The following is a 16,847-nucleotide window of genomic DNA, read 5'->3' on the forward strand; positions in this document are numbered from 1 at the left end:
GCCCTCGTGCTCCTCACGTGCCGTGCGCACTCGATCTTGGTGGTCAAGACTCTCGGCGGGGCCGGTGCGCGAGCGCCCGGGACGGGCGTCCGCGCCTCATTACTCTATCGCCGCGAACCGACTCGGCTGACCTCGTGTGTCTGTGCCCGAGGCCCGATACGCGTCGTTTTGCACAACCATCCACGCTCAACGGCTGTTCCGGGCGTGGCGGCTGTACGCGCAGAGCGAAATTCGGCCGGCAGATGCAGGCCGTCGGGACGGCGCACGGAAGGGTCCCGACGGGCGGACGGCATCCCGCCGACGCCGTCCACAGGTTGTGGACAAGGCGTCCACTGGTTGTGGATAACGCTCGCCGCACGAGCAATAGTCCCGGCCCCGGCCGGACCGGTTCCGGTGCTGGTGCTGGCGGTACCTGCCCCGCCCCAGGCGCCCCCGGGGATCGGTCAGAGTCGCCGAAACGGGACGTAAGGGGGCAACCCAGCTCCACAGATGACGATGCCGGCCCGAGGTGTGCCCGGACCGGCATCGCTTGACGGGTCAGCGCCGAGTCAGTGACCGGCCTTGGCGTGGTACTCGTCGACGATCTCCTGCGGGATCCGGCCCCGGTCGGAGATGTCCTTGCCGGCCTTGCGCGCCCAGGCCCGGATGGCCTTGTTCTGCTCCCGGTCAGCGGTGGCGCCACCACGACCGCGGGCGGCACGACCACCCACGACCACACCGCCCCGGCCCACCTTGGCGCCGTGGGCGATGTACTGGGCAAATACGTCGCGCAATTTTTCGGCGTTCGAACTCGACAGGTCGATCTCGTACTGGACGCCGTCGAGCGCGAACTTGACGGTCTCGTCCGCGTCCCCGCCGTCCAGGTCATCGACCAGCTTGTGAATAATATGCTTGGCCACGTCCCACTTTCCTTTCCAGCAGGGCTTCTACTGCCAACTGCGAGAGCAGAATAACCCGTGCGATGCTTGTCGCGTCAATAGGATGCGGTAACGAGCCGTCCGAGTTTCCTGCCGACTACTCAGGGCGTACCAACGGGAAGAGGATGGTTTCCCGAATTCCGAGGCCGGTCAGCGCCATCAGGAGCCGGTCGATTCCCATTCCCATGCCACCGGCCGGTGGCATTCCATACTCCATCGCTCGGAGAAAGTCCTCGTCCAGCCGCATCGCCTCGTCGTCGCCGCGGGCGGCCAACTGCGCCTGGGCGACCAGCCGTTCCCGCTGCACAACCGGATCGATCAGCTCCGAATACGCGGTGGCCAGCTCGAACCCGAGCACGTACAGGTCCCACTTCTCGGTCAGGCCCGGTTCGCTGCGATGTCCCCGGGTCAGCGGGCTGGTCTCCTCCGGATAGTCCCGCACAAACGTGGGTGCCTCCAGGCCCGGTACGACCAACTCCTCGAACAACTCCTCGGCCAGCTTGCCCGGCCCCCACTTGGGATCGACCGTCACGCCCACCTTGTCCGCGTACTCGACCAGGCGGGTTCGCTCGGTGCGAACCGTGACCTCCTCGCCGAGCGCCTCGGAAAGCACACCGAACAGACTCACCGAACGCCACTCACCGCCCAGGTCGAACTCGCGGCCGTCGGCGTGGGTCACCACCGTCGAGCCACCGACCGCAAGCGCCGCCTGCTGGACAAGATTCCGGGCCAACTCGGCCATGGTGTTGTAGTCGCCGTACGCCTGGTACGCCTCAAGCATCGCGAACTCCGGTGAGTGCGAAGAGTCGATGCCCTCATTACGGAAGTTGCGGTTGATCTCGAAGACTCGCTCGATGCCGCCCACCACGGCGCGCTTGAGAAACAGTTCCGGCGCGATTCTCAGATACAGATCGGTGTCGAGTGCATTGCTGTGGGTCACGAAAGGACGGGCCGCCGCTCCACCATGCAGCAACTGAAGCATCGGGGTCTCCACCTCGATGAAGCCCTGCCCGTGCAGCGAATCACGCAGGCTGCGCACCGCCGTGGCGCGGGTGCGGACCGTCTGGCGCGCCTGCGGACGCACGATCAGGTCGACGTAGCGCTGCCGGACCCGAGCCTCTTCGCTCAGCGGCTTGTGCGCCACCGGCAGCGGGCGCAGCGCCTTGGCCGTGACAGCCCACTGCTCGGCCAGAACCGACAGCTCGCCCCGGCGGCTGGTGATCACCTCGCCGGTGACCCCCACGAGGTCACCGAGGTCGACCAGGCGCTTCCAGTCCTCCAGTCGCTCCGCACCGACGCGATCAAGCGAGAACATCGCCTGGATCTCGGTGCCGTCGCCGTCCCGGAGGGTGGCGAAGCAGAGCTTGCCGGTGTTCCGTACGAAGATCACCCGGCCGGTGACCGAGACGCGATCGCCGGTAGCGGTGTCGGTGGGCAGGCCCGCGTAGCGCTCCCGCACCTGCGCCAGGGTGCTGGTACGCGGGTATGTGACCGGATACGGCTCGACGCCGTCGGCGAGCATCCGCTCCCGCTTCTCCCTGCGGATCCTCATCTGCTCGGGAAGATCATCGGCGGGGTCGACTGACACGGGGCTCTGCTGGGTCACGGCACGCTTCCTCGGCGGGAGAATTCGGGCGGGGTCAGCCCCCGAGCGTACTCAAGCCCCCAGCCGGCCGTTACCGGATAACCCCCCGGTCATGACCGACCCCACCCACCCCTCTCGTTCGCGTGGCCGCCACCCACTCGCAAGACCAAGCCGCAGCGGACGGATGACGCGGATCCACCGAGGGTTTCCGGGCCGCCCGACCGGCGCAGGGATCAAGCCTGACCGCCCGGAGCCGGTCGGGCGGCCCGGAAACCCCACCGCAACACACCGTCAGAGGTTCCGCTCGAACACCATGCGCAGCCCGATCAACGTGATCATTGGCTCGTGGTGCGTGATCGTCCGGCACTCGCTGAGCACCAGCGGCGCCAGTCCGCCGGTGGCGATCACCGCCTTCAGCTCCCCCAACTCGGCGGCCATCCGCTCGACGATCCGGTCCACCTGCCCAGCGAAGCCGAAGTACAGCCCCGCCTGGAGGCACTCGACCGTGTTCTTGCCGATCACCGAGCGGGGTTTGGTCGCCTCGACCTTGCGCAACTGTGCGGCGCGGGCGGCGAGCGCGTCGAAGGAGATCTCGATGCCCGGCGCGAACGCCCCGCCGAGAAACTCCCCCCGATCACTGATCACGTCGAAGTTGGTGGTGGTGCCGAAATCGACCACGATCGACGGGCCGCCGTAGAGGGTGTACGCGGCCAGCGTGTTCACCACCCGGTCGGCGCCGACCTCCTTCGGGTTGTCGATGGCCAACTGCACCCCGGTGCGTACTCCGGGCTCCACGATCACGCTCGGCAGTTCACCGTAATAGCGAGTCAACATGGTCCGCAGCGAACGCAGCGCGGCCGGCACGGTCGAACAGGCAGCGACACCGGTGACCTCGACGGCGTCCCCGGCGAGCAGCCCCCGGAACATCAGGCCCAGCTCGTCGGCGGTCGAGCGGGCATCGGTCTTGATTCGCCAGGAGTGCACCAGCTTGTCGCCGTCGAAGGTCGCCAGCACGGTGGTGGTGTTCCCGATGTCGATGCAGAGCAGCACGCCCGCAGCCTAGACGGCCAGCCGCACGGCGCTCACTGGGTACGCAGGTCCAGGGCAATGTCCAGGATCGGCGAGGAGTGGGTCAGCGCCCCGACGGAGAGGAAGTCGACCCCGGTCGCGCCCACCGCCGCGGCGTCGGCCAGGGTCAGCCCACCGGTCGCCTCGAGTTCGGCCCGGTCACCGACCGCCGCCACCACGTCGGCGAGCATCGCCGGGGGCATGTTGTCCAGCAGGAGGAACGTCGCCCCGGCCTCGACCGCCTCCACCGCCTCGGCGATCGTGTCCACCTCCACCTGCACCGGCACGTCCGGGAACGCCTCCCGAACCCGTCGGTACGCGGCGGCGACACCGCCCGCGGCGAACTTGTGGTTGTCCTTGATCATGGCGACGTCGTGCAGACCCATCCGTTTGTTCGTGCCGCCGCCCGCCCGGACCGCGTACTTCTCCAGCGCTCGCAGACCCGGGGTGGTCTTGCGGGTGTCGAGGACCATCGCCTTGCTGCCGGCCAGCGCGTCCGCCCAGGCCCGGGTGTGGGTGGCCACTCCGGACATCCGGCAGAGCAGATTGAGTGCGGTCCGCTCGGCGGTGAGCAGCGCCCGGGTGGGGCCGGTCACCGTGGCGAGCACGTCACCACGGGCCACCCGCGCACCGTCGCGGGCCAGCACCGACACCTCGAGCGTACGACCCGCCCCGGTCATCTGGGCGGTCAGTTCGAAGACGGCCGCGGCAACGGCCAGCCCGGCCACCACGCCGTCGGCCCGAGCCACCAGGTCGGCGGTGTCGGTCTGTGCCGCCGGAATGGTCGCCACGCTGGTGACGTCGAGCAGCTCCGAGCCGAGATCCTCGACCAGGGCGGTCTCGATGATCCGTCGCACCTGGTCCGGGTCCAGCCCGACGTCACGCAGCCCTCGCTGCCGCTCCGCCGTCAGGTGCCGATGATCCGCTCGCTGACGCCCGCTCATGCCAGCACTCCGCTACGCTCCGCGCCGCCATGAGGCACCACCGCACTGCGCCGATGATTCGCTCGCTGACGCCCGCTCATGGGGTCTCCTCCCACCAGGTGGTCAACCGGTTGTCTGCTCCGATCGCGCCGACCAGGTGGCCGCGCCACCGTTCGTCGGCCGTGGGGAAGTCCTCCCGCCAGTGGCAGCCCCGGGTCTCCTGCCGGGCGTACGCGGCGGTGACCAGCGCCGCCGCCACCGTGAGCAGGTTCGTCGCTTCCCAATCGGCGGTACGGGGGACGCCCCGCTCGGCGCCCAGTTCGACCAGTTCGGCCGCGCTCGCATCAAGGGTCGCGGACGAGCGGAGCACCCCGGCGCCACGGGTCATCGCCCGCTGCAGGGCTGGCGTGATCGCCGCCGGCAGCACCCAGCCGCTGCCCCCACGCCACGCCCCGGTCTCCGCCGGGCGGGCCTGCTCGGGCAGACCGGACGCGATGTGATCAGCGATCCGCCGGGAGAAGACCAGACCCTCCAGCAGTGAGTTGCTGGCCAGCCGGTTCGCACCGTGGACGCCGGTGCAGGCGACCTCGCCACACGCGTACAGTCCGGGAATGGACGTCCGGCCGTGCAGGTCGGTGCGGACCCCGCCGGAGGCGTAGTGCGCGGCCGGCGCGACCGGGATCAGATCCTCACCCGGATCGACCCCGATCGCCAGACACGAGGCGACGATGGTGGGGAAACGCCGGGCCAGAAAGGTACCGCCCAGGTGACGGGCGTCGAGGTGGACGTGTTCGGCACCGGTGGCCAGCAGTACGCGGTGGATGCCCTTGGCCACCACGTCGCGCGGCGCCAGTTCGGCCAGTTCGTGCTGGCCGAGCATGAACCGCTTGCCGTCGGCGTCCACCAGGTGTGCGCCCTCGCCTCGCAACGCCTCCGATACCAACGGCTGCTGAGCATGGCCGGCACCCGGCGTACGGGCGTGTTCCGGCACGATCAACGCGGTCGGATGGAACTGCACGAACTCCACGTCGGTGACGGCCGCGCCGGCACGCATGGCCAGCGCGACGCCGTCGCCGGTGGAGACCGCAGGATTGGTGGTCGCCGCGAAGATCTGACCCATCCCGCCGGTGGCCAGCACCACCGCCCGGGCCAGCAGGGCACCGACTCCGTCCTCGCTGCCCTCACCGAGGACGTGCAGGGTCACCCCGCACGCCGGGCCGAGCCCATCGGGCCCGTCGCCGGGAGCACGGAGCAGATCCAGCACCAACGCGTGCTCGACGAGGCGAATCCATGGGTCCCGGCAAACCGCCTCATGCAGGGCCCGCTGTATCTCCGCCCCGGTCGCGTCACCGCCGGCGTGCACGATGCGATCGGCCCGGTGCCCGCCCTCGCGGGTGAGCATCAGCGAACCGTCGGGGTGGCGGTCGAACTCCGCCCCGAGGCGCATCAGCTCCCGCAACCTGGTCGGGCCCTCCTCAACCAGGACGCGTACCGCTGCCGGGTCGCACAGCCCGACCCCGGCGATCTCGGTGTCGGAGGCGTGCATCTTCGGGGTGTCCGCCGGGTCGAGCACCGCGGCGACGCCACCCTGCGCCCAACGGGTCGACCCCTCATCGATTTTGACCTTGGTGACCACGGTGACGTGCAGTCCGGCCTCGCGCAGGTGCAGCGCGGCCGTCAGTCCGGCGACCCCGGAGCCGACCACGATCACGTCAGTGCTCTCCACCCAGCCGGGTGCCGGGGCGGCCAGCAGGTTCGGCACAGTCGGCAGTCCGCTGGTCGGTGACTCCATACCCCACAGTCAACCCGAAGGGATCTCGGTTCGGGCGGCCGGGGCGGGACGAGTGGTGCCCGCTACTTCGTCCGCAACGGCAGGCCGGCTCGACCGGAGTTGCGAAGCGATCCGGTCACGGCCCGGTCGCTGAGCCAGAGATAGCAGCGTACGCCCCGGTCACCGGCCCGCCACCGGCCTGCGCCGGGCGGGCGGACCACCACGTCGCTGCGGAAGACCAGGTCGGTGTCGTCCGGTACACCGGCGTACCGGGCGATGACGGATCGGCAGCCGGCATAAATCGAAGCCCAATCCGCGCCGCGCTTCGGGTACTGCCGGTCGGGCGACGCCCACACCCCCGCGAACTCGGCGTCGTGGCGCTGCGCGCAGTCCACCGGGACCAGTGCCTGCACCACCCCGTTGCGGTCGGTACGCGTCTGCTGGCAACCGAGGCGCAGCGCCGAGGGCGAGCGGAGGGCGTCACGCAGCGATCCGGTTCGCACCACCACTTCGGCCCCCACATCGGCGGTGGTGACCTCCATCAGGTCGCAGCGGTACCACCGCGACCCGGCAGCCCAGCCCGGCCCGGACGGGACCGCCACCGCGAGGCGGAGCCGCCCGGCCCGCCAGTTGTCGCCGACATAGCCGGTGGCCCGGGTGTCGCAGTCGGCGAACGCCGCGCGCATCTCAGTCGACGCGCTCGCCGGCGGCTTGCTCGTCGCCCCGGGAAAGGAACCGACGTGTACGGCCTCCACCCGGTGCGGTACGGAACAGTCGACCGGCGCGTAGGCCGCGACCGAAACCACGTGGGCGAAGTCCGCCTCGTGGCAGACCTCGGCGGCCGGAATGAACGGGCCGGGCGGCGGCAACACCCCCCAGTCGTCAGTGAGGTCACCGTCGAGCCCGCCGGGCCCCGCGCACCCGGCGAGCATCGCTCCCACGGTGAGGGCCGCGATCAGGGTTCTCGTCGCACGCTGCATGACGCCGCCTCCCCCAGCGACCGTCCCCCGACGGCGCATTCAGGGTAACCAGAAATGACCTTCCGGTGACAGGCCGGAATCGCGGCACATGGGGCGGCAGACGTTAAGAGGGGGCCCTTCCAATGCACGAGGCGTTAAAAGGGGGCCCTTCCTTACACGGACAGCGGGTTGGGGTGGGGAGTGCCGGCGGTGCCGGGCGCGGCGGTTGACGGGTCAGCGTTCAGCTCGACGATTTTGTTGTCGGCGTCGACGTGCACCACCCGCGGGCGGTACGTGCGTGCCTCGACGTCGTCCATTTGCCCGTACGAGATCAGGATGACCAGATCGCCCGGATGCACCAGGTGCGCGGCAGCGCCGTTGATGCCGATCACGCCGCTGCCCCGCCGCCCCGGGATCACGTACGTCTCCAACCGGGCTCCGTTGGTGATGTCCACGATCGCCACCTGCTCGCCCGGCAGCAGGTCGGCGGCGTCGAGCAGATCCTCGTCAACGGTCACCGAACCCACGTAGTGCAGGTCCGCCTGGGTCACGGTGGCCCGGTGGATCTTGGACTTCAGCATGGTGCGGTACATCGAGACGCCTTTCGCGCGTACGGGTCGGAAGGTCAGCGGGTCGGGTCGAGCCGGACCGGTGCGTTGTCGATCAGCCGGGTACCACCCACCCAGGCGGCGACGAGCAGCCGGGCCGGGCCGCGGACCGGTCCCGGCGCCAGGTCGGGATCGGTGAGGACCAGGTAGTCGAGTCGGGCACCGGGCCCGCTGGCACCGAAACAGGCGTGCGCGGCGGTCAGCACGGCCCCGGCATCGCGACCCGCCTCGGCGGCGTCGACACCGGCGCGCAACGCCCGGGACAGGCGCAGCGCCACCTCCCGCTCGCCATCGGAGAGGTAGCGGTTGCGGCTGGACCGGGCCAATCCGTCCGGCTCCCGGACAGTCGGCACCCCGACCACCTCGACCGGCACGTCCAGGTCCCGGCACATCTGCCGGACCAGGGTCAGCTGCTGGTAGTCCTTCTCGCCAAAGAAGGCCAGGTCCGGCCGGGTGAGCTGGAGCAGCTTCAGCACCACGGTGAGCACCCCGTGGAAGAATCCCGGCCGGCTCAACCCCTCCAGGTCCTCGCCGAGCGGCCCCGGGTCGACCCGCACAATCGGCTCACCGTCGGGATACATGTCCGCCACCGTGGGAGCGAAGACCAGGTCCGCGCCAGCCCGTCGGCACATCTCAAGATCGGCGTCGAGGGTACGCGGGTACCGGTCGAAGTCCTCGTTCGGCCCGAACTGCAACGGGTTCACGAAGATCGTGACGACCACGTGGTCGGCGCGCTCACGGGCGGCCCGCAGCAGCGTCTCATGCCCCTCGTGCAAGGCACCCATGGTCATCACCACGCCCACCGTGCCGGTGAGCGCCGCCCGCGCCCGGGCCAGCTCGGCTCGGGTGTGCACCAGCTCCGGCGCGACTGGCGTGCGCGCGGTGTCGCCTACTTCTGGAACGGTCACGCCGCGACCTCCCTGTGGTCCCGATGCAGGACGCCGAGCAGCGGCTCCGCGTCCATCGGTCGCAGCCGGCCGGCCGCCACCGCCCGATCGGCGGTGCGTCGCGCCAGGGCCAGGTAGGGGGCGACCGACTCCGGCGCCGTGGCGGCGAGCCGCGCCAGGTGCCGCTCGACCGTGCCCGCGTCGCCGCGGGAGACCGGGCCGGTCAGCGCGTCGTCACCGAGGCGCAGGGCGTTCTCCAGTGCGGCGCGCAGCAGCGGGGTGAGCACCCTCTCCGGCTGCCCCACACCGGCGTCGCGTAGCCGGTCGGCGGCCTCGTTCACCAGGGTCACCAGGTGGTTGGCGCCGTGCGCCAGCGCCGCGTGGTAGAGCGAGCGGTCGCTCTCCTCGATCCACTCGGGCACGCCGCCGAGTTCGGCCACCAACCGGGCGGCGAACGGACGCAGTTCCGCCGGGGCGGTCACTCCGTACGAGATGCCGGGCAGCCGGCCGAGGTCGTCGGGCGTACCGGTGAAGGTCATCGCGGGGTGCAGCGCCAGTGGGCGCGCGCCGGCCTCGACTGCCGGGGCCAGCACCGCCAAGCCGTGCGCCCCGGATGTGTGCGCGATCACCTGTCCCGGACGCAGCGCGCCGTCGGCGGCCAGGCCGGCGACCACGCCTGCGAGCGCGTCATCCGGTACGGCGATCAACAGCAGATCAGTGGCGTCCCGCGCCACCGCCGCGGCCGGGCGGGGGGAGACGGTGGGTAGCAGCAGGGCCAGCCGGGCCCGGGACGCCCCGGAGAACCCGCTGGCGGCGACCACCCGGTGGCCGGCGGTCGCCAGCGCAGCACCCAGGGTGGCACCGACCCGGCCGGCGCCGACGACGCCGACTGTGAGCAGAGTACGGCTGGCGACCGGGCTCGCCGGCACAGTCGCGGGCCGAAGTGCGGCCGGGTGCGTGCGCAGGGGTGCGCTCATGTCACGATCCAGTCCTCGAGATGGGTACCGGTCAAGGCAAGTATGCGTCGCTGGCACGGATCCGAAACAAGGATGTGTGAGTTCGTTCACCGGCGACCGGAGGGAGCTACCCGTGCATCTGCCCTGGCGGGAAGCGATGGAGCGGGCACTCTACGGGCCTTCGGGTTTCTTCGTCTCCGGTGCCGGACCGGCGGCCCACTTCCGCACCAGCGTGCACGCCTCCCCGGTCTTCGCCTCGGCTCTGCTCCGGTTGATCGACCAGCTCGACAGCGCCCTCGGCTTTCCCGCCCGGTTCGACGTGGTCGATGTCGGTGCCGGGCGCGGGGAGCTTCTTCGTGCCCTGTCCGCAGGGGTTTCCGGGGGGCCATCCAGGCAGGTCGCGGTGAGGGTTTCCGGGGAGCCACGGTCCGCGCAGGTCGCCGTGGGGGTTTCCGGGGAGCCCGACTGCTCCGGGCGGTCAGGCTTGATCCCTCCGCGGTCGGGCTTTCCGGAAACCCTGACCACCGCGGCCGCCGTCGATTCGGCATCCCTCACTCCCGCATCCGGCTCCGCCGGTCCGTCACCCGACGCGGTGGTTCCGCTCGCGAAACGGATCCGGTTCACCGCCGTCGAACTCGCGCCCCGCCCTGACGACCTCCCCGAACACATCACCTGGGTGCACGAGATCCCCGCCAACCTCACCGGTCTGCTCCTGGCCACCGAATGGCTCGACAACGTCCCCCTGGACATCGCCACGTACACCGACGACGGCTGGCGCTACCTTCTCGTCGACCCCACCAGCGGAGTCGAGACGACAGGAGATCAAGTCAGCCCAGAGGACGCCGAATGGCTGGACACGTGGTGGCCCCTGCCCGTCGACGGCGGCCCGGATGCGCTGCCGCCCGAGCAGAGAGTGATCGCAGCCGATCCGACCGTGACGGACGGTCGGCGCTCGACCGGGTCGGGTTTCCGGGCAGCCCGGCCGGCGGAGGGATCAAGCCTGACCGCCCGGAGCCGGCCGGGCTGCCCGGAAACCTCCACAGACCTGACGCTTCGGGTAGAGATCGGGCGGACCCGGGACGAGGCGTGGGCCGCAGCGGTCAGTCACGTCGACCGAGGGTTGGCGTTGGCCGTGGACTACGGACACCTGCGCGGAAATCGGCCCTTCGGGGGATCGTTGACCGGATACCGCAGCGGACGGCAGGTGCCGCCGGCACCGGACGGATCGTGCGACGTCACCGCGCACGTCGCCATGGACTCGGTCGCCTCTGCCGGCGAGCGGGTCGCCCGGTGTGCGTACCTCCTCGAATCGCAGCGGGCGGGGCTGGGCGCGCTCGGGGCCGACGGCGGCCGGCCACCGCTGGCCCTGGCCGTCCGTGACCCGGCCGGGTACGTGCGGGCGCTGGCCGAGGCGTCGGCGGCGGCCGAGCTGACCGACCCGACCGGTCTCGGCGGGCACTGGTGGCTGTGGCAGCCGGTTGGCCTGCCGGACGACCGGCCGCTGCCGGGTCGGTCCGCGCCGGCCGACTTCCGGCAGCGGTGAGGCGACTGCCCGGCGCCGCCGCGCCCGCATGAGGGCCGGCGTCCATGGCACGATGACGGGCATGACCACGGGCGACCTGCGCGAGCTGACCGTCGGCACCGGCGCCGGGCTGGTGGCGGGCACCGGTGGAGAGCAACTCGGCACGGACATGGTGCTCAACATCGGGCCGCAACACCCCTCCACGCACGGCGTGCTGCGACTCAAGCTCGTGTTGGACGGCGAACGGGTGGTCGCCGCCGAACCGATCGTCGGGTACATGCACCGGGGCGCGGAGAAGCTGTTCGAGGTACGCGACTACCGGCAGATCATCGTGCTGGCCAACCGGCACGACTGGCTCTCCGCGTTCGCCAACGAGCTGGGCGTGGTGCTCGCCGTGGAACGGCTGATGGGCATGGAGGTGCCGGAGCGGGCCACCTGGCTGCGGATGGCCCTGGCCGAGTTGAACCGGGTGCTCAACCATCTGATGTTCCTCGGCTCGTACCCGCTCGAGATCGGCGCGATCACCCCGATGTTCTACGCCTTCCGGGAACGGGAAACGCTGCAGGCGGTGATGGAGGAGGTCTCCGGCGGGCGCATCCACTACATGTTCAACCGGGTCGGCGGCCTGAAGGAGGAGGTCCCGTCAGGGTGGACCGGCCGGGCCCGGGCCGCCATCGGCGAGGTGCGCCGCCGGATGCCCGACCTGGACAACCTGATCCGGCGCAACGAAATCTTCCTGGCCCGTACGGTCGGGGTCGGGGTGCTCTCCGCCGCCGACGCCGCCGCGTTCGGCGCCTCCGGCCCGGTCGCCCGGGCTTCCGGGCTGGACCTGGACCTGCGCCGCGACGAGCCGTATCTGGCCTACGACCAGCTCGACGTGCCGGTGGTCACCCGCACCACCGGCGACTGCCACGCCCGGTTCGAGGTGCTGCTCGACCAGGTGTACGCCTCGCTCGACCTGGCGGAGCAGTGCCTGGACCGGGTCGACCGGCTCACCGGGCCGATCAACACCCGGCTGCCGAAGGTGCTCAAGGCCCCCGAGGGGCACACGTACGCCTGGACGGAGAATCCGCTCGGCATCAACGGCTACTACCTGGTGTCCCGGGGCGAGAAGACGCCGTGGCGACTCAAGCTGCGCACCGCGTCGTACGCGAACGTGCAGGCACTGGCCACACTGTTGCCCGGCTGCCTGGTGCCGGATCTGATCGCCATCCTCGGTTCGATGTTCTTCGTGGTCGGCGACATCGACAAGTGACCCGACGGGTCGGATGCTTTGCCCGGTTTGCCGTGACCAGGCCGGGTCAGCGCCAGCGGTTCCGGGCGCCGTCGTGGCCCGAATGGCCGTAGCCGGACTCCTCGGCGTGGTGCCGGCGGCCGTACGGCTCGTGCTCCGGACGCGGGCCCCGCGCCGCCTCGGATGGCGGGTACCCACGGACCGGCGGCTCCGGTGGATAGCCGCGCGCCGGCTCCGGCGAGTACCCGTACGTCGGTTCGGGCTGGTACTCGCGCGCCGGCTCCGGCTGATACCCACGTTGGCGGGGTGGCCGCCACTCCGGCGGCACCGGCACCCCACCGGCGGGCAGCGCCGGGCGGTGCTCCGGCTCGCCCCAGCCTTCACGCCAACCCTCGTCGCCTTCGGCGGCGCGCCGTGGCTCGTCGCGGCGCACGCTCGCCCAGCGGTCCGCCACCCGGTACTCGGTGCCGGTGGGGTCGGCGTGCACCTCGGCGCGGCGTTCACCGACGCGCAGCTCGCGCCCCTGATCATCGTCGCGTACCGCCGCCCACCGGTCGCCGGCCCGCATTTGTGCCCAGTACTCGCCGCTGTCGTCCGGCCGCTGCCGCCGACCGGGCGAAGCCGGTTCGGCCGGGGCGTCCCACTGCTGTCCGCCGTCATCCCAGCCCGGCTCGTCGCGCGGCGCTCCCCAGTCACGGTCGTCCCGGTGTGCCGCGCGATCATCGCGGTAGGCGTCATGGTCATCCCGCGGCGCGGACCAGGTCTCGCGCTGGCCGGGCCAGGGGCGCTCGCTCCGGGAGTCCGACCGCGGTGCCGCGTAGCCGCCGTAACGCGAGCCGGACTCGCCCACCCCACCGTCCACGATGGTTTGCCGGGTGGTCACGTGCACGGTTTCGGTGTGCCGCACCACGCCGAGCGGACGTGGTGCCGGGTCGCCCGAGCGGTTGTCCTGCTCTGGGCGGCCGCCCGAGCCGTAGACCCCGGCGGAGCCGCTGACCGGTCGATCACCGGCATGGCCCGTGGGCGGACGGCCAGCGGCGTACCCGATGCCCGGTTGCTCATCCTCGTATTCGCCGCCCGGGCCGGCTCCGTGGCCACCGGCCGGGGCGGCAGCGTACACCCCGGCCGGCCCGGCGGGTCGCTCGGCGTAGCCCGGCGGCGTCTCCGGCTCCGGTGCCGCCACCCGGGCGCGGCCCGCACCGGGCGATTCGCCACCGGCAACCGGACCGGCTCCGCCGGCGTCGACCTGGCGCCGCAGCCCGGCCAGCGCCTCCTGAACCCGTTGAGCCTCATCAAGTGCCTGGTTGCCGCGCTGGGCGGCGGCGACAATCTCACCGCGCAGTTCCCGCCGCAGCTCGTCGAGCTCCTCCCGCAGCTCATCGGCGTGGCCGGCCCCGCCCTCGGTGCGCAGCGCGATGGAGAGCCCGATCAACACCACGGCCATGATCGCCAGCACCGCAGCGAACCGCAACGGACCGTTGCCTTCGGCGACCAGCAGGATCAGCGCCGCCACCGGAGCCAGGGCCACACCGCCCCAGAAGAGCGCGGTGAGTAGTCGCTTGCTGCGCGGATCGGCGGGTACCGGGGCGGGCATGGGTCCGCAGCCTACCGAGAGTTGAGGTGGCTGGGAACGGTCCCGCGGCAGGTGATGAAAAAGAGTTTGGCGGTCTTTCGGAGCAGGCACTCCGACCAGCTATGACGTGGCGCCCCCGGGCAACTCGGCCGGGGGCGCCATCGACTCAGCTCTGTGCGTACGCCGCGTCGGTGGAGAAGACCAGCCCGACGCTGATCTCCCCGTTGCGCAGGCCGGTCTTGGTCAGTGGACCGCCCTGGTCGAGCGAGGAAAAAGAGCCCACTTCGAGCCCGTAGGTCTGCTCCAGGCCCGGCTTGCAGAACGGACGCTGCTGGCACTCCGGCGGGCCGCCCAGCACGGTCGCCGTGCCCGAGCACTTCTCGGCCAGCTCGGACAGTGTCCGCACGCCGTACTTCTCGGCGAACTCCTCGGTCACGGCGAAGGCGTTCTGGCTCTGCGCGGCGGCCGGCGCGCCGAAGGTCAGACCCACCTTCTCGCCGAGGCCGCGCAGCGCGGTGACGGTGGCGTCCACGTCGGACGAGGAAACCGGCTGGCCGCCGCTGTTCACCTTGCCGTTGAGGAACTCGGCCAGGGTGGCCGCGTACTCCGGGACGACCTGGATCTCGCCCTTCTCCAGCGCCGGCTCGTACAGCTCGCGGTTGCCGATCTGCTGGACGGTGACCTGGTAACCGGCGGCGGTCAGCTGGATCTTGTAAAGCTCGGCGATGATCTCGCTCTCTGTGAAGTTCCCGGCCCCGACGGTGAGCCGCCCGCCCGGCCCTCGCTCGACACCATCGGTGAGCCCGTTGGCGGTGGCGAACTCCTGCGCCGCCGCCTGGGCGCTCTTCCGGTCCTCGTCGACCGCCTTGTTGAGCAGCACGAGCTTCGGGGTGTCGAGCACGGCGGAGACCTTGTCGAGCGCCGCGATGAGCTGCGGCGTGACCACCTTGCTGTGGATCGCCGCGATCACGTTGTCGGCATGCTGCAGAGCCTTGTCGTCCTCGAGCGCGACGAGCTGCTGCCCGGCCACCGGGGCGCACCCCGCACCGGAAGCGGCCTGTCGCGGTGCCTCCGTGCCGGAGGAACCGGCCTCGCCACACCCGGCCAGCACACTTGCTGCGGCGATGGCACCGACGAGGCCGATGGACAGTCTTCTACCTGGGTGCATGAGCCCGCCTTCCGTGTCCCGGCGCGACCCGTCCGGGCCGGCCGCGTGTCCGACGGGCGATGCCCGTTCCGGCTGCCCGCGGCTTCCACCCAACATCGTGCCGGCGGCCACCGACAACTTTCTGCCGGAATTCGTCACCGGACCGTCACCATCCGGCCGGCCGCACCGCCCACCCTCTCGTGCCGGCGGCCAACCATGGCCGGCGTGTCCGATCGGGTCAGGATCCGGTGATCGCGTCCACGGCGCGGCGGCCGGCACCGCGTCGGGCCCGGCGCAGCTGACGAGGGGTGACCAGCCGCTCGACGAACGCGAAGAGCAGCTCCACACTGAGGGCGAGCCCGGCGACCAGCAGCCCGCCGGCGAGGATCTGACCACCGCCCACGGCGATGCTCAGACCGAAGCCCAGTCGGATGATCTCGCCCAGGCCGCCGCCGTTGACGAAGGTCGCCAGCGCCGCCGTGGCGACCACCTGGACCGCCGCGGTGCGGAAGCCGGCGGCCAGGTAGGGCACGGCGAGCGGCAACTCGACCCGCCGCAGCACCTGCGTCCCGGTCATGCCCATGCCCCGGGCCGCGTCCCGAATCTCCGGGTCGACCTGCCGCACTCCGGTGTACGCGTTCGCCAGTAGCGGTGGCACCGCGAACACCGCCAGCGCGACCACCACGGCCGGGCGGCCGAAGCCGAGAAACGTCAGCGGGAGGATGGTCAGCAGGGCCAGCGTGGGCACCGCCAGGGTGAGGTTGGAAACGAGCACGACCAACCCGCCCCCGCGCCCGGCGTGGCCGAGCCAGAGGCCGAGCGGCCAGGCCACCAGGCAGCCGAGCAGCACCGCGGCGGCCGAGATGCTCACATGTTCGCCGATCCGATCCAGGATGCCGCCCGGGTTCGTCCAGTTCAGCGGATCGTTGAGCCAGAGCAGCGCCTGTCGTACCGGATTCATCGCGGCCTCCGACGGCTGGCGCCGCGCTGACCGCCGCCTGTCCTGCCGCTCATCCGGCCCGCCCGCGCAGCCACGGGGTGAGCAGCCGGCCGACGCCGACCAGGAGCAGGTCGAGCACCAGGGCCAGCAGTACGCAGAGCAGTGTCCCGGTCATGATCTGCGACTTGTAGAAGTTGTTCTGGAAACCGGCGAAGATGATCTGCCCAAGCCCTCCGCGCCCGATCACCACCCCGACCGTGACCAGCGCCACCGTCGAGACCGTTGCCAGTCGCAGGCCGGTGAGGATGCCGGGCAGGGCCAGCGGAAGTTCCACCCGCAGCAGCCGGCCCCAGCGGCCATACCCCATCCCCTCGGCCGCCTCCCGAACCTCGGCGGGCACCTGGTTGAGCCCCGCGACGGTGTTCCGCACGATCACCAGCAGCGCGTACAGCACCACGACGCTGAGCACGGTCGCGACGCCGATGCCCAGGTAGGGCGCGATGAACGCGAACAGGGCCAGGGAGGGGACCGTGTAGAGCAGCCCGGTGAGTGCGAGAATCGGCCCGGTGAGCGGCCGGTACCAGTACGCAAGCACGGCCAGCGGAACGGCGACCAGCGCGGCGATCAACACCGCCCGCAGGGTCAGCGTGGTGTGGTCACGCAGCGCCGCCACCACCGTGTCAGAGTTGTCCCGCAGGTACTGCCAGGAAAACCACGGGTTACCCGGGTCGGCCCGGTAACTCAGGCGGAAGGACAC

At 71.2% G+C, this 16,847-nt stretch carries 14 protein-coding genes and 1 pseudogene; 2 read left to right on the forward strand and 13 right to left on the reverse strand.

Annotation, left to right across the window (positions count from 1 at the left end):
* Positions 1-548: 548 nt before the first annotated feature.
* The 9 genes from Vqi01_RS16655 to Vqi01_RS16695 all read right to left on the reverse strand — a co-directional run bounded on the left by Vqi01_RS16655 (position 549) and on the right by Vqi01_RS16695 (position 9,695).
* Positions 549-899 (reverse strand): histone-like nucleoid-structuring protein Lsr2, encoded by a 351-nt coding sequence (locus Vqi01_RS16655; RefSeq protein ID WP_204035719.1) that lies wholly within the window; start codon positions 897-899, stop codon positions 549-551.
* Positions 900-1,014: 115 nt separating this feature from the next.
* Positions 1,015-2,523, reverse strand: coding sequence for a lysine--tRNA ligase (gene lysS / locus Vqi01_RS16660; RefSeq protein WP_204035720.1), 1,509 nt, complete (start codon positions 2,521-2,523; stop codon positions 1,015-1,017).
* 270 nt (positions 2,524-2,793) lie between these two features.
* Positions 2,794-3,552, reverse strand: a complete 759-nt coding sequence (locus tag Vqi01_RS16665) for a type III pantothenate kinase (RefSeq protein ID WP_204035721.1) — start codon at positions 3,550-3,552, stop codon at positions 2,794-2,796.
* Between the two features lie 32 nt (positions 3,553-3,584).
* Positions 3,585-4,514: a carboxylating nicotinate-nucleotide diphosphorylase gene (nadC, locus tag Vqi01_RS16670; RefSeq protein WP_372444368.1), complete on the reverse strand. Its 930-nt coding sequence runs from the start codon at positions 4,512-4,514 to the stop codon at positions 3,585-3,587.
* Between the two features lie 76 nt (positions 4,515-4,590).
* Positions 4,591-6,285, reverse strand: a complete 1,695-nt coding sequence (locus Vqi01_RS16675) for an L-aspartate oxidase (protein ID WP_204035722.1) — start codon at positions 6,283-6,285, stop codon at positions 4,591-4,593.
* Between the two features lie 62 nt (positions 6,286-6,347).
* Complete coding sequence (locus Vqi01_RS16680; RefSeq protein ID WP_204035723.1) at positions 6,348-7,244, reverse strand: septum formation family protein; 897 nt, start codon at positions 7,242-7,244, stop codon at positions 6,348-6,350.
* A gap of 152 nt (positions 7,245-7,396) precedes the next feature.
* Positions 7,397-7,816, reverse strand: coding sequence for an aspartate 1-decarboxylase (gene panD / locus Vqi01_RS16685; protein WP_204035724.1), 420 nt, complete (start codon positions 7,814-7,816; stop codon positions 7,397-7,399).
* Positions 7,817-7,848: 32 nt separating this feature from the next.
* On the reverse strand, positions 7,849-8,739 hold the full coding sequence (gene panC / locus Vqi01_RS16690) for a pantoate--beta-alanine ligase (RefSeq protein ID WP_239098443.1): 891 nt from the start codon (positions 8,737-8,739) through the stop codon (positions 7,849-7,851).
* Positions 8,736-9,695 carry a Rossmann-like and DUF2520 domain-containing protein gene (locus Vqi01_RS16695; RefSeq protein WP_204035725.1) on the reverse strand — a complete coding sequence of 320 codons (960 nt, stop codon included), beginning with the start codon at positions 9,693-9,695 and terminating at the stop codon, positions 8,736-8,738. Before Vqi01_RS16695 ends, panC begins: the two co-directional genes overlap by 4 nt.
* A gap of 112 nt (positions 9,696-9,807) precedes the next feature.
* On the opposite strand from Vqi01_RS16695, the gene Vqi01_RS16700 reads away from it, so the two are divergent.
* Together Vqi01_RS16700 and Vqi01_RS16705 are read left to right on the forward strand one after the other, a co-directional pair.
* The gene (locus Vqi01_RS16700; protein WP_372444369.1) at positions 9,808-11,217 is read left to right on the forward strand and encodes an SAM-dependent methyltransferase; all 1,410 of its coding nucleotides are present in this window, start codon (positions 9,808-9,810) and stop codon (positions 11,215-11,217) included.
* A gap of 52 nt (positions 11,218-11,269) precedes the next feature.
* On the forward strand, positions 11,270-12,451 hold the full coding sequence (locus Vqi01_RS16705; RefSeq protein WP_204035726.1) for an NADH-quinone oxidoreductase subunit D: 1,182 nt from the start codon (positions 11,270-11,272) through the stop codon (positions 12,449-12,451).
* Between the two features lie 46 nt (positions 12,452-12,497).
* Here the strand turns inward: Vqi01_RS16705 and Vqi01_RS16710 are convergent, their stop codons facing one another.
* From Vqi01_RS16710 to Vqi01_RS16725, 4 genes and pseudogenes are all read right to left on the reverse strand, one after another.
* Positions 12,498-14,024, reverse strand: a complete 1,527-nt coding sequence (locus tag Vqi01_RS16710) for a hypothetical protein (protein ID WP_204035727.1) — start codon at positions 14,022-14,024, stop codon at positions 12,498-12,500.
* 145 nt (positions 14,025-14,169) lie between these two features.
* A pseudogene (locus tag Vqi01_RS16715) lies at positions 14,170-15,384 on the reverse strand (ABC transporter substrate-binding protein).
* Between the two features lie 4 nt (positions 15,385-15,388).
* Entirely contained in the window at positions 15,389-16,111 is a 723-nt protein-coding gene (locus Vqi01_RS16720) for an ABC transporter permease (protein ID WP_204035729.1), read from the reverse strand.
* A 49-nt stretch (positions 16,112-16,160) separates the two neighbouring features.
* Entirely contained in the window at positions 16,161-16,847 is a 687-nt protein-coding gene (locus Vqi01_RS16725; RefSeq protein WP_204035730.1) for an ABC transporter permease, read from the reverse strand.

The organism is Micromonospora qiuiae, assembly GCF_016863555.1.
Taxonomy (GTDB): domain Bacteria; phylum Actinomycetota; class Actinomycetes; order Mycobacteriales; family Micromonosporaceae; genus Micromonospora; species Micromonospora qiuiae.

Coding starts and splice junctions, on each gene's coding strand:
- Vqi01_RS16695 (WP_204035725.1), bottom strand. CDS start 9,695: ATGAGCGCACCCCTGCGCACGCACCCGGCCGCACTTCGGCCCGCGACT.
- Vqi01_RS16705 (WP_204035726.1), top strand. CDS start 11,270: ATGACGGGCATGACCACGGGCGACCTGCGCGAGCTGACCGTCGGCACC.
- panD (WP_204035724.1), bottom strand. CDS start 7,816: ATGTACCGCACCATGCTGAAGTCCAAGATCCACCGGGCCACCGTGACC.
- Vqi01_RS16675 (WP_204035722.1), bottom strand. CDS start 6,285: ATGGAGTCACCGACCAGCGGACTGCCGACTGTGCCGAACCTGCTGGCC.
- Vqi01_RS16680 (WP_204035723.1), bottom strand. CDS start 7,244: ATGCAGCGTGCGACGAGAACCCTGATCGCGGCCCTCACCGTGGGAGCG.
- Vqi01_RS16710 (WP_204035727.1), bottom strand. CDS start 14,024: ATGCCCGCCCCGGTACCCGCCGATCCGCGCAGCAAGCGACTACTCACC.
- Vqi01_RS16720 (WP_204035729.1), bottom strand. CDS start 16,111: ATGAATCCGGTACGACAGGCGCTGCTCTGGCTCAACGATCCGCTGAAC.
- nadC (WP_372444368.1), bottom strand. CDS start 4,514: ATGAGCGGGCGTCAGCGAGCGGATCATCGGCACCTGACGGCGGAGCGG.